The 26,049-nt window shown below is 37.5% G+C and carries 20 protein-coding genes, 1 tRNA gene and 1 pseudogene; 12 read left to right on the top strand and 10 right to left on the bottom strand.

Annotation, left to right across the window (positions count from 1 at the left end):
• Window positions 1-95: 95 nt before the first annotated feature.
• The 3 genes from BUC12_RS09955 (at window position 96) to BUC12_RS09945 (ending at window position 3,242) form a co-directional block, all read left to right on the top strand.
• Window positions 96-995, top strand: coding sequence for a helix-turn-helix domain-containing protein (locus tag BUC12_RS09955; RefSeq protein WP_062180169.1), 900 nt, complete (start codon window positions 96-98; stop codon window positions 993-995).
• 363 nt (window positions 996-1,358) lie between these two features.
• Window positions 1,359-2,099: an ABC transporter ATP-binding protein gene (locus BUC12_RS09950; RefSeq protein ID WP_062180172.1), complete on the top strand. Its 741-nt coding sequence runs from the start codon at window positions 1,359-1,361 to the stop codon at window positions 2,097-2,099.
• A gap of 33 nt (window positions 2,100-2,132) precedes the next feature.
• Complete coding sequence (locus BUC12_RS09945) at window positions 2,133-3,242, top strand: ABC transporter permease (protein ID WP_236689391.1); 1,110 nt, start codon at window positions 2,133-2,135, stop codon at window positions 3,240-3,242.
• A 25-nt stretch (window positions 3,243-3,267) separates the two neighbouring features.
• On the opposite strand, the pseudogene BUC12_RS09940 reads toward BUC12_RS09945, so the two are convergent.
• The 4 genes and pseudogenes from BUC12_RS09940 to BUC12_RS20040 form a co-directional block, all read right to left on the bottom strand.
• Window positions 3,268-3,815 (bottom strand): annotated as a pseudogene (locus tag BUC12_RS09940) (ORF6N domain-containing protein).
• 419 nt (window positions 3,816-4,234) lie between these two features.
• A tRNA-Arg gene (locus BUC12_RS09935) sits at window positions 4,235-4,308 on the bottom strand.
• A gap of 160 nt (window positions 4,309-4,468) precedes the next feature.
• On the bottom strand, window positions 4,469-5,032 hold the full coding sequence (locus BUC12_RS09930; protein ID WP_062180178.1) for a Crp/Fnr family transcriptional regulator: 564 nt from the start codon (window positions 5,030-5,032) through the stop codon (window positions 4,469-4,471).
• 296 nt (window positions 5,033-5,328) lie between these two features.
• Window positions 5,329-5,493 (bottom strand): hypothetical protein, encoded by a 165-nt coding sequence (locus BUC12_RS20040; RefSeq protein WP_157257527.1) that lies wholly within the window; start codon window positions 5,491-5,493, stop codon window positions 5,329-5,331.
• A 301-nt stretch (window positions 5,494-5,794) separates the two neighbouring features.
• On the opposite strand from BUC12_RS20040, the gene BUC12_RS09925 reads away from it, so the two are divergent.
• From BUC12_RS09925 to BUC12_RS09900, 6 genes are all read left to right on the top strand, one after another.
• A complete protein-coding gene (locus BUC12_RS09925; protein ID WP_062180182.1) occupies window positions 5,795-6,589 on the top strand; it encodes a hypothetical protein in 795 nt (264 codons plus the stop codon).
• A gap of 18 nt (window positions 6,590-6,607) precedes the next feature.
• A complete protein-coding gene (locus tag BUC12_RS09920) occupies window positions 6,608-7,390 on the top strand; it encodes a hypothetical protein (RefSeq protein ID WP_139262043.1) in 783 nt (260 codons plus the stop codon).
• Window positions 7,391-7,416: 26 nt separating this feature from the next.
• A complete protein-coding gene (locus tag BUC12_RS09915; RefSeq protein WP_062180188.1) occupies window positions 7,417-8,217 on the top strand; it encodes a cadherin repeat domain-containing protein in 801 nt (266 codons plus the stop codon).
• A gap of 476 nt (window positions 8,218-8,693) precedes the next feature.
• A complete protein-coding gene (locus tag BUC12_RS09910; protein WP_062180191.1) occupies window positions 8,694-9,614 on the top strand; it encodes a hypothetical protein in 921 nt (306 codons plus the stop codon).
• A 49-nt stretch (window positions 9,615-9,663) separates the two neighbouring features.
• Complete coding sequence (locus BUC12_RS09905; protein WP_062180194.1) at window positions 9,664-12,855, top strand: SusC/RagA family TonB-linked outer membrane protein; 3,192 nt, start codon at window positions 9,664-9,666, stop codon at window positions 12,853-12,855.
• Window positions 12,856-12,965: 110 nt separating this feature from the next.
• A complete protein-coding gene (locus tag BUC12_RS09900; RefSeq protein ID WP_062180196.1) occupies window positions 12,966-14,402 on the top strand; it encodes a SusD/RagB family nutrient-binding outer membrane lipoprotein in 1,437 nt (478 codons plus the stop codon).
• A gap of 107 nt (window positions 14,403-14,509) precedes the next feature.
• Here the strand turns inward: BUC12_RS09900 and BUC12_RS09895 are convergent, their stop codons facing one another.
• From BUC12_RS09895 to BUC12_RS09885, 3 genes are all read right to left on the bottom strand, one after another.
• Window positions 14,510-15,733 carry a GNAT family N-acetyltransferase gene (locus BUC12_RS09895; RefSeq protein ID WP_062180348.1) on the bottom strand — a complete coding sequence of 408 codons (1,224 nt, stop codon included), beginning with the start codon at window positions 15,731-15,733 and terminating at the stop codon, window positions 14,510-14,512.
• A gap of 105 nt (window positions 15,734-15,838) precedes the next feature.
• On the bottom strand, window positions 15,839-16,903 hold the full coding sequence (locus tag BUC12_RS09890) for an NADH:flavin oxidoreductase/NADH oxidase (RefSeq protein ID WP_062180206.1): 1,065 nt from the start codon (window positions 16,901-16,903) through the stop codon (window positions 15,839-15,841).
• A gap of 100 nt (window positions 16,904-17,003) precedes the next feature.
• On the bottom strand, window positions 17,004-17,798 hold the full coding sequence (locus BUC12_RS09885; RefSeq protein ID WP_062180209.1) for a thymidylate synthase: 795 nt from the start codon (window positions 17,796-17,798) through the stop codon (window positions 17,004-17,006).
• Window positions 17,799-17,957: 159 nt separating this feature from the next.
• Here BUC12_RS09885 and BUC12_RS09880 point away from each other — a divergent pair, with 159 nt between their 5' ends.
• Together BUC12_RS09880 and clpB are read left to right on the top strand one after the other, a co-directional pair.
• Window positions 17,958-18,575 carry a DUF7691 family protein gene (locus tag BUC12_RS09880; RefSeq protein WP_062180212.1) on the top strand — a complete coding sequence of 206 codons (618 nt, stop codon included), beginning with the start codon at window positions 17,958-17,960 and terminating at the stop codon, window positions 18,573-18,575.
• A 448-nt stretch (window positions 18,576-19,023) separates the two neighbouring features.
• On the top strand, window positions 19,024-21,612 hold the full coding sequence (gene clpB / locus BUC12_RS09875; RefSeq protein ID WP_062180214.1) for an ATP-dependent chaperone ClpB: 2,589 nt from the start codon (window positions 19,024-19,026) through the stop codon (window positions 21,610-21,612).
• A 76-nt stretch (window positions 21,613-21,688) separates the two neighbouring features.
• Here the strand turns inward: clpB and BUC12_RS09870 are convergent, their stop codons facing one another.
• Both BUC12_RS09870 and BUC12_RS09865 read right to left on the bottom strand, forming a co-directional pair.
• Entirely contained in the window at window positions 21,689-22,726 is a 1,038-nt protein-coding gene (locus tag BUC12_RS09870; protein WP_062180217.1) for an acyltransferase, read from the bottom strand.
• Window positions 22,727-23,081: 355 nt separating this feature from the next.
• On the bottom strand, window positions 23,082-23,693 hold the full coding sequence (locus BUC12_RS09865; protein ID WP_062180220.1) for a hypothetical protein: 612 nt from the start codon (window positions 23,691-23,693) through the stop codon (window positions 23,082-23,084).
• 172 nt (window positions 23,694-23,865) lie between these two features.
• Between BUC12_RS09865 and gdhA the strand changes: the two genes are divergently transcribed.
• Window positions 23,866-25,203: an NADP-specific glutamate dehydrogenase gene (gdhA, locus tag BUC12_RS09860; protein WP_062180223.1), complete on the top strand. Its 1,338-nt coding sequence runs from the start codon at window positions 23,866-23,868 to the stop codon at window positions 25,201-25,203.
• A gap of 76 nt (window positions 25,204-25,279) precedes the next feature.
• Here the strand turns inward: gdhA and BUC12_RS09855 are convergent, their stop codons facing one another.
• A complete protein-coding gene (locus tag BUC12_RS09855; RefSeq protein WP_062180226.1) occupies window positions 25,280-26,035 on the bottom strand; it encodes an N-acetyltransferase in 756 nt (251 codons plus the stop codon).
• Window positions 26,036-26,049: the final 14 nt, after the last annotated feature.

Below are 26,049 nucleotides of genomic sequence, written 5' to 3'. Positions count from 1 at the left end.
TACGGTTTCTTCTACCATTTTTACTGATTTATGATAGTATATAGTATACTTCCAGAATGGATACTTTATTTTTGTAATAAATAAAACCGGAACTTATGGGAGAGATAATGAATTTTGATACGATACATGATTATAATACCTTTTTGGGAATTGAAACATTACATCCTTTAATTAATTCTATTGATTTTACCGAGATAGGAAAAGAATACAGGCATGCACGTAAGAGGTATGGATTTTATTTTATCTTCTTGAAAGATGTCAGGTGTGGCGATTTAATTTACGGACGCCATACTTATGACTATCAGGAAGGCACTCTTGTGTTTATAGCTCCCGGACAGGTTGCAGGGAAAGACGATACTGGTGAAGTATTTAAAATGAAAGGTTGGGGATTGTGTTTTCATCCGGATCTACTTCGGGGAACATTGCTTCAGGAGAAAATGAAAGATTATTCATTCTTTTCGTATGAAGCGAATGAGTCTTTGCATATGTCGGAACGTGAGAGGCAGATCATTGTCAACTGTTTTAGGGAGATTAGAGAAGAGTTAAAGCATTCTATCGATAAGCATAGTAAATCAATTATCACAGCTAATATTGAAGTTTTTCTAAACCACTGTATGCGTTTCTACGACCGTCAGTTCATTACCCGTGAAAACGTAAATAAAGATGTGTTATCCCGGTTTGAAGAATTATTGAATGGTTACTTTGAGTCGGATAAACCTCAGACAATAGGCTTACCATCTGTTCAGTATTTTGCAGACGAATTGCTTTTATCTGCTAATTATTTCGGGGATTTAATAAAAAAAGAAACAGGCAAGTCAGCACAGGAATATATTCAATTGAAGGTAATTGAAAAAGCAAAAGATAAACTGTACAATCCAGATAAAACGGTGAATGAAATTGCTTATGAATTAGGCTTCAAGTATCCCCATCATTTCAGTCGGATGTTTAAAAAAATAGTGGGAAGTTCTCCGACGGACTTTAGGGGGATGAATTGAAAGAAAATAAATAAGGGAAACTATTGCTGTCAGAAATAGGATGGACAAAAGAGAGAAGATAATTCTTATAGATAAGCGAATGATACTAAACATACTACGCACAAGTATATAGTCTCCGATTACAGAGATAACCGAGATGCCCACTTTGTAGGCAACCAAAGCATCAATCATCAGCAAAACTATTCTTAAACCAATTTTTATGTTAATTCCAGAGGCGAGGGAGCTTTCTTTATTCCGTTACTTATATTCATAATTTAAGAAGGCTTATATAGACTGCCGACAAACACCAAAACTTTGTAGTAATGAAATTCGTTATTACTTTTACTTCCCCAAAACAAAATAGGGAAGGAAAATAAATACATTATGTATCAGATAGAAGTAAAAGACATATATAAGTCATTCAAAGATGTACATGCCGTAAGAGGTATCTCTTTTGCAATACGCCCCGGAGAATTTGTGGCTTTACTCGGCCCTAACGGAGCAGGAAAGACAACAACGGTGGAAATGATGGAAGGATTAAAGAATCCGGATTCGGGAGAAATTCTGCTGCAAGGAAAAAGTTGGCTAAAGAATGAAAAAGATCTTCGGTCAATTATTGGTCTGTCATTGCAAGAAACACGTTTTTCAGAAAAGCTAACTATTTTTGAAACCTTATGCCTGTTTGGCAGTTTCTTCCGACTTGGCGAAAAACGAGTGAATGAGATTATCGAACTGACCGGACTTGAAAGTAAACAAAAATCTATGGTGGGTACACTTTCAGGGGGGCAACGACAACGACTTGCTTTAGGTGTAGCATTGTTGAATACACCACAAATTCTATTTCTGGATGAGCCTACTACCGGACTCGATCCTCACTCGCGACTCGACCTTTGGAAAATTCTAAAGCAATTAAAAGATAGTGAAAAAACTACTCTCATTTTGACAACCCATTATATGGAGGAAGCGGAATCACTTTGTGACCGCATCATCATTATTGATGAAGGGAAAATATTAAAGGACGGGAAACTCGAAGATTTATTAGACGAAGATTCTCGTAACCTAGACGAATTATTTATCAATCTCACAGGGAAAGCTCTTCGTGAGAATGGGAATGTAGTGCTGTAATTAAATACTTTTATATTTTCAATTATTTCAATAATGAGATCAATCAAAAACAATCAATTATATCAACTTTTTAAGACTCAGTTACTACTGACAATCCGTGAACCAGAAGTCCTTTTTTGGGGTATGGTATTTCCGGTACTTATTTCTATAGGATTGGGCTTGGCTTTTACACAGCAAACAGAATCTAAGTTTAATGTTATACTTGTTGAGAAAAATAAGACAGAGCTAGATTCTCTTCTCAATATTTATGCTACAAAAGCACATAGCAAAGGAGAGAATATCCAAAATTGGGAGATAAGCAACAAAACACTTGGTAATACTATATTTAAGTTTTCAGAAAGCGATTGGAATTCAGCAATCATATCACTAAAGAGAGGAGAAGCAGATGTGGTTGTTACCGATTCATTAGGAAAAGCCGTATATCATTTTGATCCGCTTAACTCTCAATCTCAATTAGCATATATGAAGCTTTCGGCATTGGTAAAATCGCCAGCTTCGAGTATGAGCACGGAGAATACGGATATAGAACCACTAACACTGAAAGGGGTTCGTTATATCGATTTCCTGATTCCGGGATTGATTGCTTTCGGACTGATGAGCTCCATCATGTGGGGAGTTAGTTATACAATCATTGAACGAAGATCTCAGAAATTATTGAGACGGATGGTGGCAACTCCAATGAAAAAATCGAATTTTTTGTTTGCATTGATGTTTGTCCGCATCCTGATGAATGTAGTTGAGTCTCTTATTTTATTCTTTTTTGCCTGGTTAATATTCGATATCCATATTCAGGGAAACATCGGAGCATTAATTGTATTGTTTTTAGCCGGTAATCTCGCTTTTACAGGAATTGCTATCTTGGTCGCATCTCGTACTACCAAGACAGAGGTCGGCTCAGGATTGATTAATGCTGTACAAATGCCCATGATGTTGTTATCAGGTATTTTCTTTAGTTACCATAATTTCCCCGAATGGAGCATCGGAGTTATTAAGTTACTTCCTCTGACTGCACTAACCGATGGAATCCGAAGCATTTTTAATGAAGGAGCCGGATGGATGGAAGTCATTTATCCGACTTGTATATTATCAGCTCTCGGAGTTATTTGTTTTGCTGTAGGAATGAAACTGTTTAAGTGGAATTGAAAAATAAATAAATCAGGGTTTTGTATCAGCCTTTTGCAATTTGATGTAAAAGGCTGATTATTGAAAAGCAGATCATTTCATCTTGCACAAACCCGACTCTCTTTCGTGGTTTATCCTCCAATTCTTTGATACTGGCTAATTCCGTCAAAGCCTGATATACCTCATTGAATTGCATATTGGTTAATCATAAAAGCTTCTAATTTATTGTTCAGCTCTGCATATCCCAAAGCATATTTCCTTTGCGTAACAAAAGCCCTGATTATTGAAATATTTACCTGAATAGCCAAAGGACTGTTCAATACACTGGATAACTGTGCTATACCTTGCTCTGTGAAAACGAAAGGCATATACCGTATTCCTCCCCAATTTGAGGTGCCAAAATTACACCTCAACATTTCCCATTCATCAGCTGTCATCTCAAACATAAAATCGGGAGGAAATCTGTCTATATTACGTTTAACCGCTCTTTTCAGGTTTTTCGTTTCAACCTGATACAATTGCAAAATCAAAATCAAGCATGACACGTTCGCCTCTTATCTCAAATGTTTTGTTTTGTATTGCCTGTAATTCCATATCAATTCAAAGTATTAAGTGAATGTTTCTTTGTTTTTGTATTATATATCACAATAATCTCATGGCTCTTCTGGCTTTCGCCATATTTCCGAAAAGCATTCTTTCGGAGGTAAAACAACACACGAAAAGTTAACTTCATAACATTCATAACATATCATTTTTTAGTGTTCAAAACTAGAATTAATTGTTAGAAGTCAGGAAGACAAATGACTGCCAATATTCTACAAATAAGAATCTTACAGTCTAAATCGTTACGGTTTTTGTCTTTTGTGAAAACCGTAACGAATAACTGTCCTGTATCGGTATTTTAATGACTGATTATGTCTAAAGGAGAGAATAAAAAAACTCCCTAAGAATCTATCTTAGAGAGTTTTGTCTTGTTTTGTCAGAAATAAGTCGCTTATTTACTGAACTTAAAGTGATCCCGAAGCGATTCGAACGCTTGACCCACAGCTTAGAAGGCTGTTGCTCTATCCAGCTGAGCTACGGGACCTCACCTTATTGCCAAAAGCGAGTGCAAAGTTAAGATATTTTTGATTATTTGCAAGCCATTTCACCGAAAGTTTGAAGGGTAAATGATATTGAAACAATAAATCTATTCAGGATCAAGAGTATAGTTATGGGCGGAGTGGGAGAGGTATAAACTGTCTATTTTATTTCAGTGCCCTTATCCTGCTAAGTGAAACTTGAGTGATGCCCAAATAAGATGCAATGATACTCAGAGGAATACGTTGAAGCAGTTGAGGCTGGCTTTTTATTAAATTATCATATCTTTCTTTAGCGGTTAAAAATTGCTGGGCTATAAGTCTGTTTTCAGTTTTCATGATCTCATATTCTGCAAATTTTCGCCCCCAGTTTGCTATTTCTATGTTTTGCTTATATAACTGTTGTAGATCCTGTGCTTTTATTCGGTACAATGAACAATCTTCTAATGTTTCTATTGTCTCGTAACTAGGTTTACTTTCGACATAGTTTCTCATGGAGCAGGCAACAGAACCTTCTTCACCTATCCAGAACGTTACTTCTTCATCTTTTACGATGCTGAATGTTCTTACAATTCCTTTCGTAACGAAATAAAGATACTCTTCGATAGTTCCGGCTTTAGTCAAAATATATCCTTTGGGTTTTTCTATAGGACCGTAACAATATTTGAGTAACTCATTTATCGAGTTCTCCGAGATAGTGTATATGGAAAGAATAGCAGTATTTATATCCATCGTTGAAAAGGGAATTGAAATTATAATAAAATAACTAAGTTAATCTTATTTTTGTTTTTTCTAAAAAAGAATTTCTATATTTGTCACACCAAACAACCCTTTACTAATAAGGAATGACCGATATTTTCACACATAAAAACATAAACAATCCTCTAAATTTTAACAGTTTAGATTTGCCTTTGTGTGCTGAAATATTAGAGAGAGAGAGAGAGAGAGAGAGAGAGAGAGAGAGAGACGCATCACAGGGCGTTAACTAAACAAAATTTCTTATTGTGTCAAAATAACGGGACATTTTTTTATGTCTTCGTTTGCTTCGTCATATATATCCATTTCCAAATAAGTTGGCTGGGCAGACTGCGTCCGGTAGGATCATTGTTGTTTTGTTGTCGTTCGAATACTATTTCGGGTAACAGGTTATGCTTGGGCCAACTAATCCATGCAGCAGGGTGCAGTGTATGCACTTTGCTGCTTTATTTTCGAGATATTCTTTTTAACGCAAAGACACTAAGATACAAAGGTTTTACACAAAGACATACCATAGGGGTAAGGCTCTGCTTTACCCATTATCCTGAAAAACAATATAGTGCCTTTTGCATCTACTTTGTGCCCTTTGTGATAAAGTACACATTATCGGGCAGAGCAGAGCCCTGCCCCTACAAGCACCACATTCTAAATCAACAACTTTTTATAAAAACAACAAGTAGGTCTGCGACCTTAAAAACAACAAGAGGGTCTGTGACCCAAACTCAAACAAAAACAACAATGAAGAAAAAAAATCTTTTACTGATGAGTGTATTCTCATTAGGGCTGCTCAATGCTCAGGTGGGAATAAATACTCAAAATCCGCAGGGAGTATTTCATATCGATGCTTATCACAATACATCTTCTGTTCCTACAGATGCTCAATTGGCAGATGATATTATTATTGATTCGAATGGTAAGATCGGGTTTGGAATGATGCCTTCGTTGACCGATGATTCTAAAATACAGGTGAAAGGCGGGATTACTATTGTCGATGGAAATCAGAGTGTTAATAAGGTGCTGATCTCCGATGCAAACGGAACAGGCACATGGCAAACTAATAAAATTAGTTATCAGAATGTTACGCTTAGTGGATCCGGTGCTACATTACTTTATAATCAGCCTGCGGGAACTTTTCTTCTGACAGGTACAACCATAACATTACCTCCCGGAAGGTACGCTGTTAATGTGTATATGATTCTACGGGCTTCGGCATCAGGAGGAACTGTAAGTGGAATTTCGCCGACAGGTTCTTATTTCTTGTTGAGGAGCACTTTCTCTGACTCCAATGTTACTCTGGCAGCTTCGTCTGATATTGAGGGTGCAACCCATATTTCGGGTGTGCTACAAGGGGCAGTAGCATATGGACAGTTGGCGGGATGTGTTTTTATTAATAATTCGGGAACAGTTAATAAGACGTATTATTACATAGCCGGAGATCCCCGCTCGGCAGGTACAACTGAAGGTGTACGCCTATTCGGTGCAGGGGCTTTTCCCGGATATAATAGTATGATTATCTATAAATTGGAAGATTAAGTTGAAATGAATGAAAATATGAACTTGACAAAAAAATACATACAGCTTACATTCTTTTTATGTGCTTCGGTATTAATGCTGGAAGCACAAGTGGGAGTTAATACAAAGTTACCGGCAACAGTACTCCATATCGATGGAGGAGGGAATAATACAATGGCAGTTGTAGATGCAGATGATGTTGTGATAGACAATTTGGGACGGGTAGGAGTTGGGATGGCACCTTCATCTGGATATTCATCTAAATTACAGGTTGTAGGAGGACTTACAATGATAGACGGGACTCAGGCAGCAGGTCGGGTATTGACTAGCGATGCCAGTGGAAAAGCCTCTTGGAACGAAGTTGCGGTGTATGCCGGAAGAGTTGAATTGACTTCGGTAGGTGTGGATATACCTTATACAACGGCGGATTTTTTACAGACAGGAACTTCCATTGTTTTACCTCCCGGACGATATGCGGTTAATGTGTCTATGGTGCTGCGATTCAATGGATATCTTCTTCCGGATTCGGGCTATTTTTTTCTGAGGTCAACTTTCTCTGACTCAAGTGCAGCATCAGGAGCAGCACCTTCGCCGGATTTAGAAGATACAGTATATCTGAGTGCTGAAATAACAGAGAATACTTACTACGGTTTCCTTTTAGGTACATTGATAATTAATAACTCAACCGGAGTTGATAAGCGTTACTATTATGTAGCGGGCAATACTACTTACAGGGGGATTACAGGTACACCGTATATTCTCCGTTTTGGAGGATATCATTTTGGTGAAGACAATATTGTTTTTTATAAGTTAAGTGATTGATAAGGTTTAAAATGAAGATAATAAAGATGAAATATTTTCGATTTCTATTGGTTTTTCAGCTGATTGGCATATTTATTTCGGGGTTGAATGCCCAGATAAGCATTTTAAGCGAGAACCCACAAGGTATATTTATGATAGATGGGGCAGGGGATGATCCTTCAAGTGGTGTATTGTCAACAACACAAAGTGCTAATAATGTATTTGTTGACACTGATGGGCGTATGGGAATTGGTATGTTCCCGAATGCAACAGATAACTCCCGCCTGCAAATTAATGGATCTATAATGCTTCGGGATGGTACGCAAGCAGAAGACCGGCTGTTAATGTCCGATGCTAATGGTAAAGCATCGTGGCAAAGTATCGGGTTGTCATATGTAAATGGTTATTTGCATCCGACAGGGTTGGCTACAGGATTGTATCCTAATTCGTCAAGTACCGAATATTGGACGGGTAGTTATATAGATCTTCCTCCGGGAACATATGCTGTCTCTCTGATGACGATGATGACAACAGCTTCGGGTGCAGCATGGAATGGGATTCAGTCGTTTTGGGCACGTATGAGCTTATCGGATAGCTCCACCGGCGGCACATATTCGGCAGATATACAAGGTTCATCTATTTTGTACAGTGGAAATTTACATGTAAATGCCATTTATGGGCTTGTAAAAGGTATGTTGATTGTAAAAAACCAAAGTACAGCTACTAAACGGTATTATCTGATTACTTGGTATGGGTATGGGCATGGTACTATTCCCACTACACTAAAATATTATGGATCGGGATATTATCCTGAAAATAAGTTTTATGCTTTACGGATAAGTGACTAATGTACTAAAGGGTAATCTTATCAATATTTAAAGAGAAACAGCCGGATTTTTCATCGGGCTGTTTCTCTTATTATATATATACCATATCTCCTTACTAAATATACCATATGTGCGGTATATATTAGTTAATAAATATTAGATTATTTTGTACTGTGGTTAAAACTTATGAATTATTTAAAGTTTAAGGTTATGAAATTAATGGTTACAGTGTCTCAAATGGTTCAGGGAAAACGAATTACTGACAGGATATCCTTTCTGAAAATATTATCATCTTCAAACGCACGAATGTGCATGTGTTGTTGTATGTGCTGAGACTGAATAAAGAATATATAAATATTCAAAAAAACATAACCCATTTTTATATTAAGTAACAGTCAGTATTTAATGATATATTTTGATAACATAACTAACTGCTGTTATTTTAATTTACCAAAGTAATAAATAGGTCTGAGACCTTATCAATTAGATATCAAATTATGAAAACTTCGAAATATACCAATTATATAGTAGCAGCCTTATTAATATTAGGCTCTGCTTCATTATTTGCACAGAATACCAAAGATGTATTATATATAAAAGGTGCAAATTTTACACATCCTATATTAAATGCATGGATTGCTGAATACAATAAACAGAATCCGAATGTAGAGATAAAGCTGGCAACAAAAGAAACTGCCGATGATGAAGTTGCTATCCGTGTTTTAGCTGATGATGTAGAAAAAAATCAAACACAGCTGTCGTTACAGGTTGCCCGTTATGCAATACTTCCTGTAACTAACAACCAAAATCCGATTTTAGCGGAAGTGGATAATAAAGGATTGAATAAGGATAAAATTCAGAAACTGTTTTTCGAAAAAGACATCGATAATGACGGCAAATATCCATTCAAAAGTGAACCTACAGTATATTCGGGCAGCTTATCAACATCTAATTCGGCTGTAGTGTCTGAATACTTTGAAAAAGAAGCAGCCCAACTGAAAGGTAAAAAGATAGCCGGTGACGATATCTTCCTTATTACTGCACTGGCAAAAGATCAATCGGGTATTGCTTTCAATTACTTGTCATATATCTATGATACCAAAAGTAAAAAGCTGAAAGACGGTATTGCTATTTTGCCTATCGATTTGAAAAAAGATCAATGGCAGACAATTAGTTCAGGGATTGAGGGTACACTTCAGTTATTGGAAAAAGAAAAAGTGAATCTTATTCCTGTTAAACCGTTGAGCGTGGCTATCGATTATGTGAATTTAAATAAAGATACTCAGGACTTTTTAGAATGGGTGGTAACGGCAGGGCAACAGGTCAACCATGCCCAAGGTTTCCTTACAGTAGACTCTCCTCAACAAGACAACTTGAAAAAACAAATCAACTACGCAAGCCTTCAGGGCAATAAGTAAGACATTATACAATAGAACAGATTCTTTCAGGTAAATAATTTACACACATATGTATAGAATAACTTTAAAATCGCTACAGCAAGTAGCGAACAGGGGAGCTATAGCCTTTTTCTTACTTGCTTTTTCTCTGGCAACTTTTGCTCAGAATACATTACGGGGAGTTGTTATCGATCGTTTGCAACAACCATTACCCGGTGTATCAGTGGTGTTGAAATCGTCTGCGAAAACAAATACAGTAACAGACATTGACGGTAATTTTTCATTAAATGTTTCTCAGGAATTACCTGTAACATTAGTAATTAACTTTTTAGGTTATCGAACTCAGGAGGTCGATGTTTATGATGCAGCAGAACCTATTCATGTAACATTGTCTGATAATACCAATGTATTGGATCAGGTTGTGGTAACAGCCTTAGGTATCACCCGCGAGAAAAAATCATTGGGATATACTACTCAGGAAATCAAAAGTGATGCATTGGAAGGCAGTAAGGAAACAAACTTACTGAACGGGCTTTCGGGTAAATTGGCAGGTGTACGTATCACTAATTCACAAGGTGATATGGGTTCGTCGCGTATCGTGATCCGTGGAGAAACTTCAATTGCAGGAAAGAATGACCCTTTATTTATCGTGGATGGTGTTCCTGTAGATAACTCTCAACTTTCGGTTGGTGGGGCAACCCGCGATTTCCGTAATGCTATTGCCGACCTTAATCCTTCGGATATAGAATCGATGAGTGTATTGAAAGGTCCTAATGCAGCAGCACTATATGGTTCGCGTGCGGCTCATGGTGTAGTACTTATCACTACTAAAACAGGTAAAGGACAGAAAGGTATCGGAGTTACTGTTAACTCGGGAATCACTTTTGCCAGAGTAGCTACACTACCTGATTTTCAGAATGTATTCGGACAGGGAGCCAGCGGGCAATTCAGTTATGTTGACGGAAAAGGCGGTGGTGTAAATGATGGTGTGGACGAAAGCTGGGGACCTCGTATGGATGGTCAGCTTATTCCTCAGTTTTACTCAAACGGAGTAGCTGTGCCTTTCGTATCACATCCTGATAACGTAAAAGACTTCTTCGATACAGGTATTACTTATGATAATGGTATTTCGATAGCAGGATCGGATGAAAAATACGATTTCCGTCTGGGAGTAAATTATCAGGATCAGAGAGGTACTGTACCTAATACTCAGATCAAGAAAACCAACTTCTCGTTAAATACTAACTATCAATTAACGAAACGTATAAAAGTAGGAGCCACTGCTAACTACATTGTTACGGATGTACCTAACCTTCCGGGTGGTCCTTCGGGTAACAGGGCAGCAGGGGTAATGCTTCAGTTCTTATGGTTCGGTCGTCAGGTAGATATGAACGAGTTGAAAAAAGACTGGACTAACAACTGGAACAACAGCTATTATAGCAATCCTTATTGGAGAGCAAATTACAATACCGTAGAACAAAAGAGAAACCGTATTATCGGTGATATTCATGCAGAAGTGAATATTATTGACGGTCTTGATTTCAGATTCCGTACAGGTACTGATTATTATAACGACAGCCGTAAATACAAAATTAAATACGGTACTAACGGAACGCCTTACGGATCTTATTCGGAAGACCGCTATACTATCAGCGAAAATAACACCGAAGCTATCCTGAATTATAAAAAGGACTTGACTGCGGATCTTAATTTGGATGCATTGGTTGGTTTCAACTTACGTAACAAAACGTATGAAAACAATTATCAACAGGCTCCACGTTTGGCAGTACCTGATTTATATACATTGACAAACTCGCGTGACCCGCTTGTATCGTCTAATGATTACAGCAAACAACGTGTATACAGTACATATGCATCGGCACAGTTAGGTTATAAAGGTTATGCGTTTTTGAACCTTACAGCCCGTAACGACTGGTCGTCTACTTTGCCTCGTGATAACCGTTCTTACTTCTATCCTTCGGTAAATGCCAGTTTGGTATTAAGCGAAGCTTTGGATATAAAGAGCTCTACGCTTGACTTCCTGAAAATTCGCGGAGGTTGGTCAGAAGTAGGTAGCGATGGTGATCCTTACCAGTTGGCTAACGTTTATAATTTCGAGACTGCTTATACAGGTAATCCTATACAAACGTCATCTAAGATTAAAAATAATCCTGATCTGAAACCCGAAACTACCCGTTCGACCGAAATCGGTGCTGAATTAGGTTTATTCGGTAACAGGGTACACTTGGATGTTGCTCTATATAATACAAACAGTATCAACCAGATATTAAAGATAAATACAACAGCTGCCAGCGGATATACAACTCAGTTATTAAATGCAGGAAAGATAAACAATAAAGGGTTGGAAATTCAGTTCGATGTTACTCCTGTAGAAGTAAAAGACTTCAAATGGAATATAGGTCTTAACTACGCGATCAACAAAAGTGAAGTAACTGTATTGGATGACGCCGGACTGATTAAAAACTATGTGATTGCCACATCAGGTACTACACAGGTTTTGGCTTCGGTAGGTAGTGCATACGGAGCTTTATACGGAACTGCTTATCTGAGAGATGATGATGGGAATATTATTGTCGATTCTAAAGGGTTGCCCCGTGCCGATTCTCAAAACAAAGTGCTGGGACATTATACTCCTAAATGGACAGGAGGTATCAGCAATACATTTACTTATAAGAATATAGAACTATCGGCTTTGATAGATGCAAGCATAGGTGGAAAAATCTATTCGGGTACAAACAGAACCGGAGTATATACCGGAGTATTGGCTTCGACTCTTCCCGGTCGTGATGCAGAACACGGAGGCTTGTACTATTATGTAGATGCTAACGATACTAAAGTACTATTGCCAACCAATCAGGCTCCGGCGGGACAAACAGTATACGAAGATGGTATAATTGTGAATGGTGTAACAGCCGATGGACAAAAAAACTCGACAGTAGTAAGTGCCGAAGATTATTACAAATCGCTATATAATATTTCAGAAGCGTTTACATATAAAGCGTCTTATATCAAATTCCGTGAGATAAAGGTAACATATACTTTTGCACGTAGTTTAGTAAAAAGAATCGGGCTTGAAGGCGCCAGTATTTCGGCTGTAGGACGTAATCTGTTCTTCATCTATAAGGATGCACCGAATATCGACCCCGAGACTGCGTTCAATACTGGTAACGGACAGGGTATCGAAAGCCTTTCTTTACCTACAACCCGTTCTTACGGATTCAATGTGAATTTAAGATTTTAAGGTTATAAGTAAGTATTTAAAGATATATTTAGAGTATACTGATTATTGCAGTTCTACTTACAAAATCAATAAAAAGGTCTGAGACCTTTAATTAAAAAAGAAGAAAAGTCATGTATAAAAATATAGTATCACTTTTGGCTGCTACACTGGTATTATTCAGTTCGTGCAACGATCAATTGGATAAGATTAACGAAAATCCGAATGCAACAGAAAATCCATATCCTAACTATCTGTTGACCGGTAGCCTGAAACATGCAGCAGACCTCTACTGGGGTGCTGATGCCGGGTTCAATACATCATTGCTGTTTGTTCAGCACTGGGCATCTATCCAGTATACCGAAACAGACCGTTATGAATTTGCAAATTCAAGTACAAGTGTAACCACACTTTGGAATACAGGATATGCAACACTGATTACCGACCTTGATAAGATAATATCTCTGGCGGATGAAGGTTCTGCAAATGATAATTACAAAGGTACAGCGCTGGCACTACGCTCTTGGGTATACCTGATTCTTACTGATGCGTATGGCGACATTCCTTATACGGAAACAGGAAAGAGTGTAACCCCCGCTTATAATACTCAGAAAGAAGTATATACCGGTTTGTTGTCTGATTTAGAGCAGGCTCAAACACTCTTAAGCGCTTCGGGTGAAGCTATCAGCGGAGATGTTGTATATGATGGTGATATAAGCAAATGGAAAAAACTGGTGAATTCACTTCGCCTTCGTATTGCATTACGTATTGCAGATCGCGAAAGTGATCTGGCTAAACAAACTATTAATGCTGCGGTAAACGATGCTGCCGGATTGATTAGCAGTAACGACGATATTTTCCAGTTTGTCTATACCAGTTCGCCACAGCAGAATCCTCAGGCTGCGCGTTTCGAAACCCGTGATGATTACCGTGTTTCTAAAACAATAGTCGATAAACTGACTGATCTGTCTGATCCCCGTTTGCCGGTCTATGCACAGTTGCCAACCGATACATCGGTAGGTAAATATGTGGGTGCAGCTAACGGACTTTCGAATAGTGATGCGAATAATCAGGGTTTTGCCAAGACATCTAAACCGGGAACATTCTTTTTGACAGATGTTTCTCCTGCTGTATTCTACACATATTCCGAAGTATTATTCGGGTTGGCTGAAGCTGTTGCCCGCGGATATATTTCGGGAAGTGCCGAGCAATATTATAATCAGGCAATAACAGCATCTTTGAATCAATTCGGAATTACAAATGCGTCGGAAGTATCTGAATATCTGAATCAGGCAGGCGTAAAATATGATGCTGCCAATTATAAGAAATCAATAGGTGAACAAAAATGGATCGCCTTTTTCGGACAAGGTCTGGATGCTTTTGCCGAATGGCGCCGCTTAGACTATCCTCAATTGGTAGCAGGCCCCTCAAGTGTGCTTGAAGGACAATTACCTTCGCGCTACTATTATCCGGGAACAGAGCAATCGTTGAATGGTGATAATTATAAAAAAGCAATAGCTGATCAAGGAGTCGATTTACTGACTACCAAACTATGGTTTGATGTTTATTGATCGAAAAAATAAGAAGAGATAATTACAATTAGTATAAGTTGTAAAAGATTAGGTTATTATATGAATACGGCTGTCAAGGAATTGACAGCCGTATTTTTATCTATAAATTAAAAGTAGTCGGAAAAATAAGGCTGTTCTCTCGGGATAATCTGCTCAAGAATCCGTAAAGTAGTATCGTCGGTACGGAGGCGTTCTATTTTATGCAGATAAGTCGGAGTACGGTACGACATTAACATCGTTGTTAGAGTTTGGATATCAAGGCTGACCTCCTGTCCTGTTTTTTCTCTGGTAACAATAAACTCTCCCTGAGCATTTCTGATAATAGAGAATATGCCTTCGTTCCATTTGGCTAATGGGTCTGATACCTGAAAATGGAATGGAGTAAATATCTCTGCTGATTTGAATGGATAGTTATTCAGAAAAGATGCCACATCCACAATGCGTGCCATATAATATGGTTCAAGAGTTTCGCTTATTTGCCCGTCTTCCAATAGAAAATGTATAGGCTCGTTGTTGTACAGGTTACCTTCTACCTTATCTACCATTGAATAGTGGGCATATACGAAGTTCCAAAGCCCTTTCCGGGCTTCCTGATCCAGATATATAATGTCTTTGATATGAAAGATATCGTCAGATATCCAGTATAATATATATCCTCTGGGTTGATCGTTCTGGTCATAGTAGATTACAGCGATTCTTTCCTCTTCGTTTTCCCATCTCCAGTATTCTTCCCATTCGAGCTTATGACGTATTAATGCTCCGTGTGTGGAACGGGCAAATTTATCGTACACGCTTATAACATCCTTATCTGTAACGGCTAGCCTCTCTACATATCCACTGACAGTTCTGCTTTTGGGTATCTGGTTGTCTTTTAATTCGAAAGTCAAGTGATCGGATATAATTTCCCATCCTTTTTTCCGGTAGTAGGGAATTGAATAGGGGTACAGGTACGAAATACACTGACCGTTATCGCGCATCATTTCCAAGCCTTTTTTTATCAGATCGTTCATCAATCCCAGATTAGAGTATTCGGGGTATGTACCGACTCCGGTCAGTCCACCCATCGAAAATATCTTCCCATGTACATTAACCTCACAAGGATAAATACATAACTGTGATACAAGCTGGTCGTGATTAAACCATCCGATAACATTTGCATTTTTGAGAATAGGGCGTTTGGCTTTGGTTATTTCGCCGTCTTCGTAACCGCTTTCTAATAAATCGTTATTTGTTACCTGAAAAACATACCGGAGCAATTGGTTAAACTGATCGAGATACTCAAGTCCTACGGGCTTTAAAATTAAGCGTTCTTTTATCGTATTGTTTTCCATAAATTTTAATCTGAAAAATAGCGGCATAAATTGGATATGTCGCTATTTATTCATGAAACAAGTGAGATTATCCAATTGTTGTAAAAATCACAGTTTCGAGCCTTTTTATTTATAGCTTCGTTCGTATTGCAATGGATATTGTCCTGTATTGTCGAGTTCTTTGGAGGCGGCCAATGCAAAATACGGATTACGCAGTAGCTCGCGTCCCAAGAATATCAGGTCGCATTTGTTTTCTGTCAATAGTTCTTCTGCTTGCTTTGCCTGCGTTATAAGTCCTACGGCTCCGGTTATGGTCTGTGCTTTCTCTTTAATTTCGGCAGCGAAAGGTACTTGATAATTAGGCCCGATAGGCATACGCACATGCGGTACATTTCCTCCTGTAGAGATGTCCATAACATCTACACCTTTAGATTTGAGGATTGCACTCAGTTTAACGGACTCTTCCAGATTCCATCCGTTATCGACCCAGTCGGTAGCCGAGATACGTACCCAGAGAGAGTGGTTACTACTTAGTGTAGGTAGGATACTATCTACAACTTCGAGTAGGAACCGTATCCGGTTTTCAAAACTTCCTCCGTATTCATCTGTTCTGTGATTGGAAACCGGAGATAAGAACTGATGTATAAGATAACCGTGAGCAGCATGTATTTCTATTATTTGGTATCCCGCTTTGACCGCTCTTTCGGCAGCTTTTTTGAAATCTTCGAGAACAGTTTGTATTTCATCTATATCGAGGGCATGAGGTATTACCTCTCCTTCATCAAAGGCTAGGGCAGAAGGGGCAACCGGTAACCAGCTATTATCCCCCGAATGAAGTTGTTTTCCACCTTTCCAGGGTAACTCGCAACTGGCTTTTCGTCCGGCATGTGCTAGTTGAATTCCGGGAACAGCTCCATATTTGATAACGGATGTTACAATCTTTTTTAATTCGTCGATATGTTCATCTTTCCAGATTCCTAAATCGGCATAAGTTATACGTCCATCGGGTCTTACCGCCGTTGCTTCCTGAATGATAGCTGCACAGCCTCCGATGGCACGAGTGGTATAATGTACATAATGCCACTCGTTGGCAAAGCCGTCTGTTGCAGAATACTGGCACATCGGAGCCATAACAACCCGGTTTTTTAGTGAAATATTATTGATCTGGATAGGGGATAATAATTTGGACATAGTAGTATGTTTTTGTATTTAAAGTAAGTGATTAATTATTTATTGAATATAAAAAGCAGGATATAGGTATATATCCTGCTACAATTTATATATTTTTATTCTAGACAGCTACTTCACCTTTGATGTGTGGATGAGGATCATAGCCTTCGAGTTTGAAATCTTCGTATTCGAAATCAAAAATACTCTTTACATCCGGATTGATTACCATTTGTGGAAGAGGACGCAGCTCTCTTTCTATTTGCATATTTAGCTGCTCTATGTGGTTGGTGTAGATATGCGCATCGCCCAATGTATGGACAAAATCTCCTGCTCCGAGCCCTGTTACCTGAGCCATCATTTTCAAAAGTAAGGCATACGATGCAATGTTGAACGGTACTCCTAAGAAAATATCGGCACTGCGTTGATAAAGTTGCAGGCTCAATTTTCCGTCAGCAACGTAAAACTGAAAAAAAGCATGACAGGGAGGAAGTTTCATTGTCGGTATATCCGCAACATTCCATGCACTGACAATAATCCGGCGCGAATCAGGATTATTTTTGATTGTATTGATTACCTCGCTTATCTGGTCTATATGGCCGCCATTATAATCGGGCCATGAGCGCCACTGGTAACCGTAAATATGACCTAAATCGCCATTTTCGTCAGCCCATTCGTTCCAGATACGGACTCCGTTGTCTTGTAAATATTTGACGTTGGTATCACCTTTCAGGAACCACAACAGTTCGTATATAATAGACTTCAGATGCAGCTTTTTTGTGGTGACAAGAGGAAATCCTTCCGATAGGTCGTAACGACTTTGATGTCCGAATACGCTGATTGTACCTGTACCTGTACGGTCTTCTTTATGAGTGCCTTCAGCAAGTACTCTTTTTACTAAATCAATATATTGTTTCATGAAAACATGCTTTATAAATATGTTCCAAAATAGGGTAATTTTAATGTCCGGCAATCATTTATTTTTATAAATTGCAGAATCAACCAACCTGTATTTATAGAAATACAGAATACACACATCTTACAGAATCTTCAGTTGCTAAAATCTAAAAAATATATTATGGATTACTACATTTTTTCTTATGCTGTAGATATCGGACAAATAGCAAAAGCCATTGGCTCTAAAGATGATTTATTGTTCGAAAATATACAAAAAGAAGAAGTTTTCAAAAATTATTCGGAACAAAATACCGATCTTAATTTATCGTTGGAGAAGGCACTCTATCATATTATTTACGGAGAGCCCTACCGGAAGCGTTCTGAGAGTACATATTGGTATGCATTAATAGCATTGTGTGCCTACTATTCGGAGTCTTTGCCGTTCTTTCGGGATATTATTCTCGGAAGAGAAACAGATTTGATCGATGATTTTGTAAAGAACGATTTTGGTATTGACCTCACTACTGTTCAATTATTATTAGATAAGTATCCTTACTTTAACTTGCCCCAGAATGACGGTATTCCGATGGTGGGGATAATTCCCCCGACAAAGATGAAATCTGTTTGCCGTATGATGAACAGGATATTAATAAATGATCTGGATATAAAAGTATTACTGGATCATGAAGATAGAGACGATGACGAAAAGGCGATTATTTATGAGGCAATTAAAGGCGTTAAGTCTAATATTGACTTTTGTAGTGAACGGAATCTGAGCTTGATTTCGTTTTGTCATTGAATGACAACTGTTTAACCGGACTTTATAACATAATACTTTCATTTTGTATCGACCGAAGCAACTATTGGCAAAGGTTATTTGTTGTTTATTTCATACAGAGGGAATCTGTTGAAGTAAAGCAATTCCTTTTATCTATATATAAATCAGTTGATTTTATAAGTAGATAGTACAATTATTTTTTGATGTAAAAAGTGTCACTTTTGTCACCTTATTAGACTTTATTATTTCATTATTAATAAGATATCAGGGTGACAAAGTAAACAAAAAGGTGACAAATACGGTGCTTTTTCTGTATAAGTTTGTTTAGTTAATGTCACCTTATTTTACCTATTTGAACATAAGAATGTAAAGGATTCTGATCTGACATTTTGTCATATAAAAGACTCTGGCAAGTTATTTGAGCAAATATACCTGAAAACGTAAATCAGAAATAATTAAAACTAAATATATGAATTTCAATAACTTTACTATTAAATCTCAGGAGGCTGTACAAAAGGCTGTTGAGATAGTTAAAGAAAAAGGACAGCAATCGATCGAAACTTCACATCTACTGTTAGGTGTGATAATGACTGGAGAGAATGTTGTGAATTTTCTTTTTCAAAAGTTGGGAGTGAATCTGTCTCACCTAATAGGAATATTGAATAATGAGATAGAATCTTTTCCCCGGGTTTCGGGTGGAGAGCCTTATTTAAGTCGCGAAAGCAACACTGTTTTAGACAAAGCTTCGGAAATAGCTAAACAGATGGGAGACCAATATGTTTCGCTTGAGCATATTCTGCTCGGTATTTTGACTACCCGCAACAGTGCTGCTCAGATAATGAAGGATGTAGGTGTATCGGAAAACGAATTGAAGTCTGCTATTGCAGAGTTGCGTAAAGGAGCGAAGGTTGATAGCCAATCGGCTGAAGATACATACCAATCGTTAGAGAAATACGCTATAAACCTTACACAAAGGGCAAAGGATGGTAAACTGGATCCGGTAATCGGGCGTGATGAAGAAATCAGGCGGGTATTGCAGATTTTGAGCCGCCGTACTAAAAATAACCCTATATTGATAGGAGAACCGGGAACCGGTAAAACTGCTATTGCAGAAGGTCTTGCACACCGCATAGTAAGAGGTGATGTGCCTGAGAATCTCCAAAGCAAGCAGATTTACTCTCTCGATATGGGTGCACTGGTTGCAGGTGCAAAATATAAAGGAGAGTTTGAAGAGCGCTTGAAATCAGTAGTGAATGAGGTCACTAAATCGGAAGGAGAGATTATTCTTTTTATAGATGAGATACACACACTGGTAGGCGCCGGAAAAGGTGAAGGAGCTATGGATGCTGCTAATATACTAAAACCTGCATTGGCCCGTGGAGAACTCCGTTCGATAGGAGCTACTACATTAGATGAATACCAGAAATACTTTGAAAAAGATAAGGCTCTCGAACGTCGTTTTCAAGTAGTTATGGTTGATGAACCTTCGGAAATGGATACTATTTCCATATTGAGAGGATTGAAAGAAAAATATGAAAATCATCATAAAGTCCGTATTATGGACGAAGCCATTATTGCGGCAGTTCAGTTATCGAGCAGATATATTACAGACCGTTTTCTACCGGATAAAGCCATCGACCTGATGGACGAAGCTGCAGCAAAACTGAGGATGGAGGTTGACTCGGTTCCTGAAGAATTAGACGAAAAAAGCCGCCGTATAAAACAGTTAGAAATTGAAAGGGAAGCTATTAAGCGTGAAAACGACAAGGATAAGGAGGCTTTGTTATCCAAAGAAATAAGTGACCTGAAAGAGGAAGAGAAAGACCTGAAAGCTAAATGGCAGGCCGAAAAAGAGGTGATCAATAAAATTCAACAAAACAAGGTTGATATTGAAGATGCCAAATTTCAGGCAGATAAGGCGGAGAGGGAAGGCGATTATGGCAAAGTAGCAGAGCTTCGCTATGGAAAGATCAAAGAGTTGGAATCTGATATAGAAAAACTTCAGGATCAATTACATAGTATGCAAAGTGGCAATGCTATGGTGAAAGAAGAAGTAGATGCTGTGGATATAGCGGATGTTGTTTCGAGATGGACAGGTATCCCTGTGAATAAAATGCTACAGAGCGAAAAGGATAAATTGCTGAATCTTGAGTCCGAACTGCATAGGAGAGTGGTGGGACAGGACGAAGCCATAGAAGCTATCTCGAATGCTATACGGCGAAGCAGAGCCGGTTTGCAAGACCCTAAACGCCCAATAGGTTCTTTTATATTTCTGGGTACTACCGGGGTTGGTAAGACTGAGTTGGCTAAAGCATTAGCTGAGTTCTTATTTGACGATGAGAATATGATGACCCGTATTGATATGAGTGAGTATCAGGAAAAGTTTAGTGCAACCCGCTTAATCGGAGCTCCTCCCGGATATGTAGGGTATGATGAAGGCGGACAATTGACGGAAGCTATCCGGCGTAAACCTTATTCGGTTGTACTTTTTGATGAAATAGAGAAGGCTCATCCTGACGTATTCAACATCTTGTTGCAAGTATTAGACGATGGTCGTTTAACAGATAATAAAGGACGTGTAGTCAACTTTAAGAATACAATTATTATCATGACATCTAATATGGGATCGTCTCTGATTCGTGAGAACTTCTCGACAATCAATAAGGAGAATCACGATATGGTTGTTGAAAAGACTAAGAATGATGTGCTGAATATGCTGAAATCGACTATCAGGCCGGAGTTTCTGAACCGTATAGATGAGATTATCATGTTCGAACCGTTGAAACGTTCCGAAATAGCTCAAGTTGTGCGTATCCAATTAGATAGTTTAGCAAAAATGCTGAAGAATAACGGAGTCCGTCTTGAGTTTACGGATGCAGCTGTGGATTTGATTGCAGATCTGGGATTTGATCCTGAATTTGGAGCACGTCCGGTCAAGCGGGTGATTCAACGTCAGGTTTTAGATGTTCTGTCCAAGAGATTATTAGCAGGTATAGTAAATCATTCAGAACCTATAGTTATTGATGCAAAAGATAATATATTAGAATTCCGGAATTAAACCAAGGAGATATTAAGGATATGTGAGGAGAATATTTTATGGTTCGAATAGAACTACATAAAATGTTCTCCTTTATTTATACTCCGGTCAGTTTGTTCAGTACAGGTATTTTATTAAGTATATATAGTAGTCCGATTGATAAAGCCAGACATATTATAGTCAATAGAGGTATACTAAATACCGGATGTATAAAATTGTATGTAATACCTATGTGTTTAAATGCGATAAGTATCAGAACATGATTGAGATAAATTCCATATGAATAACGGGATAATAAGTCTATGATTTTGTTCTGCTTAGAACATAGCTTACTGTATTTTGCGAATAGAAATATTGCAATACTTGAAACGAAAACAAGAGGGCCTGAATAATTATAGGCATTGTCTATAAACACACCACCATTTTTATTTAAAAAAGCAGTCCAAAGTGCAATGCCAATACAGGATAAGACAAATGTAACAATTGAATAATAGCCTATTTGTTTGGGGTTCTTAAAGCTCTTATTGAATAAGTAATAGCCTAATACGACAAAAACTGTAAAACCGGTGAAAGGAATAAATATAGAATTGATGTTTCCTAAGTTTATAACCATAAGACAAGACGCAATACCACATAATATTAAGAAATAAAGGATACTTTGTTCTGTAGCAGATTGTAACCATGTATTAAGGAGTGGAATTATGAGATATATACCTATTAATACATAAATAAACCAGAACTGAAATGACGAGCCATTTAAGATATTTGCAATTGTCAGATTTAGAAATGCAGACAAATCTACTAATGTCCCAGCATTATAACTGGTATATATATTATATATATAATAAAGAAATCCCCAAAAGAAGAGTGGATATATAATTCTACTTAATCTTCTTCTTAGGAAAGGCTTTATTTCGGTATTCTTATTGCTGGAAAGTAAAAATGACCCAGAGAGCATAAAGAATATTGGTACTGAAAATCGACTGAAGCTATTCCATAAATTTGCCGAATGCCAGCTAATGGTAGAAGTATTTAAAATGACAACTTCACCTGATACATGTATCATAATGACTGCCATCATAGCTATTGCACGCAACCAATTAGGCCAAATAAGCATATCCCGTTTCTGAGTCATTAAAAGCTTTAATCTTTATTTGGAGTCAAAGATATGAAAATTGGTTCAAAATATTAAGATCGGACATGGGAGTCAGCTCGTTTTTCTATTTATGTGATCTTCCTAAATAATAGGAAATAACAATTGACCCTATCTGAAATGCTGTTAGCATAAGAAACAGCCTTTGCCTTCTATTTTTGCGTTTCAGTTCTTTTAAAGCCTGTTTTGTTTCTGTTATATCATTCTTTTCCATAATTATAACGTATTTATGAAATGTGTGAAAATCTTAGTTTATTATACAAAACAAAAAAATACAGGCTTTGGTTGTGTTAAGAATCGTTAGAAAGTGGTATTCCGGAATATTCGAAATAGATACTTATTGAGTTTTTCTATTTACTCTGATTATGACTTCTTGTTCGAGATTGCTAAATAATTCATCTTTAGTATAGCTGAAAGTTTCGTCATAAAAACGGTCTTTATATTCGCCATTCTTTAACTCTTTTAATCCTGTTATTCGGTCTGTAACATATTCTCCTAGTTGCATTAATATAGAGTCTCCTTTTATATCAGAAATTCGCATAAGGCCATATTCTTTTTCGCTGAACTTGACTTCGTAGATATCTCCTACTTCCGGTGTATTAATGCATTGTATACTAAGCTCTCTTGTTTGTTTTTTGTCGATATATATGTAAGATGCAAACACTGTTATGGCTAATACGATTAGTATAAGTCCTACAAAGCTTAGTATTGGATAGCGAACGCTATGTTGGGTTGTATTAGTCTTGATTGACTGGTAATTGATACCTTCTTCACAAGCTTGACAATATCCTCTGATGTCTTTTTTAATCGGAAAGAGGGAGATTCCATAAATATGAGCATATTCATATTGATATATTAAAGATACCGAATGCATTACTCCACAAATAGGGCATATTTCCCTCGTAGGTATTATTTTCTTATTAGACCAATTGGTGCCGTATACTATCATTTTAGAAAAGGGTTGTTATCTGAGCTAAGATAAATATAATATGAAGATTATGCTACTTTATATATTGAATTTTACAACATATAAAAAAAAGAAAAGTATTCTGATATTTTGTTTTTATTCTTTGTAAATTTGAGTAAAGATTAAGATTGTAAAATCAAAAAACATAAAGGCTATGGATATTAGTAACATTTTGTCAACCTTAGAAGCTAAACATCCGGGAGAACCGGAGTATATACAGGCTGTTAGAGAGGTTTTGATTTCGATAGAAGATGTTTATAACCAGCATCCTGAATTTGAAAAAGCTAAAATAATTGAAAGAATCGTTGAACCTGACCGTATATTTACCTTTAAGGTACCTTGGGTAGATGATCGTGGTGGAGTTCAGGTTAATCTGGGCTTTAGGGTTCAATTTAATAATGCGATTGGACCATATAAAGGAGGATTAAGGTTTCACCCATCCGTCAATCTTTCTATTATGAAGTTTTTGGGATTTGAGCAGACATTTAAAAATGCTCTGACAACCCTTCCTATGGGAGGAGCAAAAGGAGGATCAGACTTTAACTGTAAAGGAAAATCAGACGCTGAGATAATGCGTTTTTGCCAGGCTTTCATGCTCGAACTTTGGCGAAATATCGGGCCCGATACAGATGTGCCTGCCGGAGATATTGGTGTAGGTGCACGAGAAATAGGTTATCTGTATGGAATGTATAAAAAGCTAGCCCGTGAAAATACAGGAGCTTTTACAGGAAAAGGGCTCGAATTCGGAGGCTCTTTGATCAGGCCTGAAGCCACAGGGTTCGGAGGATTATATTTCGTAAAAGAGATGCTAGCTAAAAAGGGGCATACTTTAGAAGGTAAGACTGTCGCGATTTCCGGATTTGGTAACGTTGCCTGGGGAGCTGCTCTTAAAGCTACCGAGTTAGGTGCAAAGGTTGTGACTATCTCAGGACCTGATGGCTATATCTATGATCCGGAAGGAATTTCGGGAAATAAAATTGATCATATGCTTGAATTAAGATATTCGGGCGAAGATATTGTTGCTCCTTATGCTGAAGCTTTTCCTAATGCAAAGTTCTATGCTAATAAGCGTCCTTGGGAACAGATTGTGGATATAGCATTACCATGCGCTACTCAAAACGAATTGAATGAAGATGATGCAAAAACTCTTTTAGCTAATAATGTATTATGTGTAGCGGAAATCTCAAACATGGGATGTACTGAAGAAGCTATCAAGTTATTTTTAAATAATCAAATATTATTTGCTCCCGGTAAGGCAGTTAATGCCGGTGGAGTAGCAACTTCGGGTTTAGAAATGACCCAAAATTCGATGCACTATCAGTGGTCGGCCGAAGAAGTAGATCAAAAACTCAATCATATCATGAAAAGCATCCATGAGCAATGTGTTACTTATGGTACTGATGCTTCCGGATATGTGAATTATGTAAAAGGAGCAAATATAGCAGGATTTATGAAGGTCGCAAAAGCTACTATAAGTCAAGGTATTATTTAATTTATTAGTGTCTGTTAACTGGGTGAGAATTTAAATTTTCTTGAAATATTAATAAAGGTCTGAGAATATAGTGCTCTCAGACCTTTGTAATTATAGATTCTAGTTTTTTAGGTGTTAATATTTCGTGAGTGAAAAATTGTCCGTTGATAAAAACACTATAAGTTGTTATAGGGCATATATGATTTTGTGCTTCTTCTCTTGTTTTAATTTCGTGAATTTGTATTGGTATATTTGAGTCTATTATTATAGTATTCAATAGTTCTATATAAACTCTTGTAAATGGGCATTGAGCTGTATAAAAGATATCTATGCCTTTTCTATTATTACTCTTTACTGGTTTAGTGGAATTTCTGAAAGAAGGGAGCTTTTCATTAATATTGAATCGCTTTACAAGCAGCTCAAAATAGGGTGGAGCTGTATCGGCTATTTCGTACCCATATTTCACATAAAATGATTTATCAGAAATATATGGCTTCTTTTTGGTACTGGTAACGACTACAACACCCTTTTTATTTAAAGCTTTAGCCTCTTTCTCGCATTCTGATAGTAGTTCTTGTCCGTAGCCATGTCCTTTGTAGCTCCCCGATACCCAATGACAATTGATTAACATGTATCCATCTGCATTCAAGGGCATCCAACCCATTTCTGCCGGAATGTATTCAATAAATACTTTTCCTCTAGAGTTTAGCTTTTTGAATTTCAAACCGTCATTGAATCTTTCTCTTAACCATTCTTTCTTGCTTGAGACTCCTACATTTGAGTTTTTATTGTCCAATGAACAACAAATATGTTCCGAATCTAAATTTTGATTGTTTAATGTTATTATTTCCATGTATTAATTAGTTT

Origin of the sequence: Indolivaga macrotermitis (assembly GCF_900128985.1) — a bacterium.
GTDB lineage: Bacteria > Bacteroidota > Bacteroidia > Bacteroidales > Dysgonomonadaceae > Dysgonomonas_A > Dysgonomonas_A macrotermitis.
The sequence above is the reverse complement of the archived record's forward strand: the minus strand, read 5'-3'. Positions and strand labels throughout refer to the sequence as shown.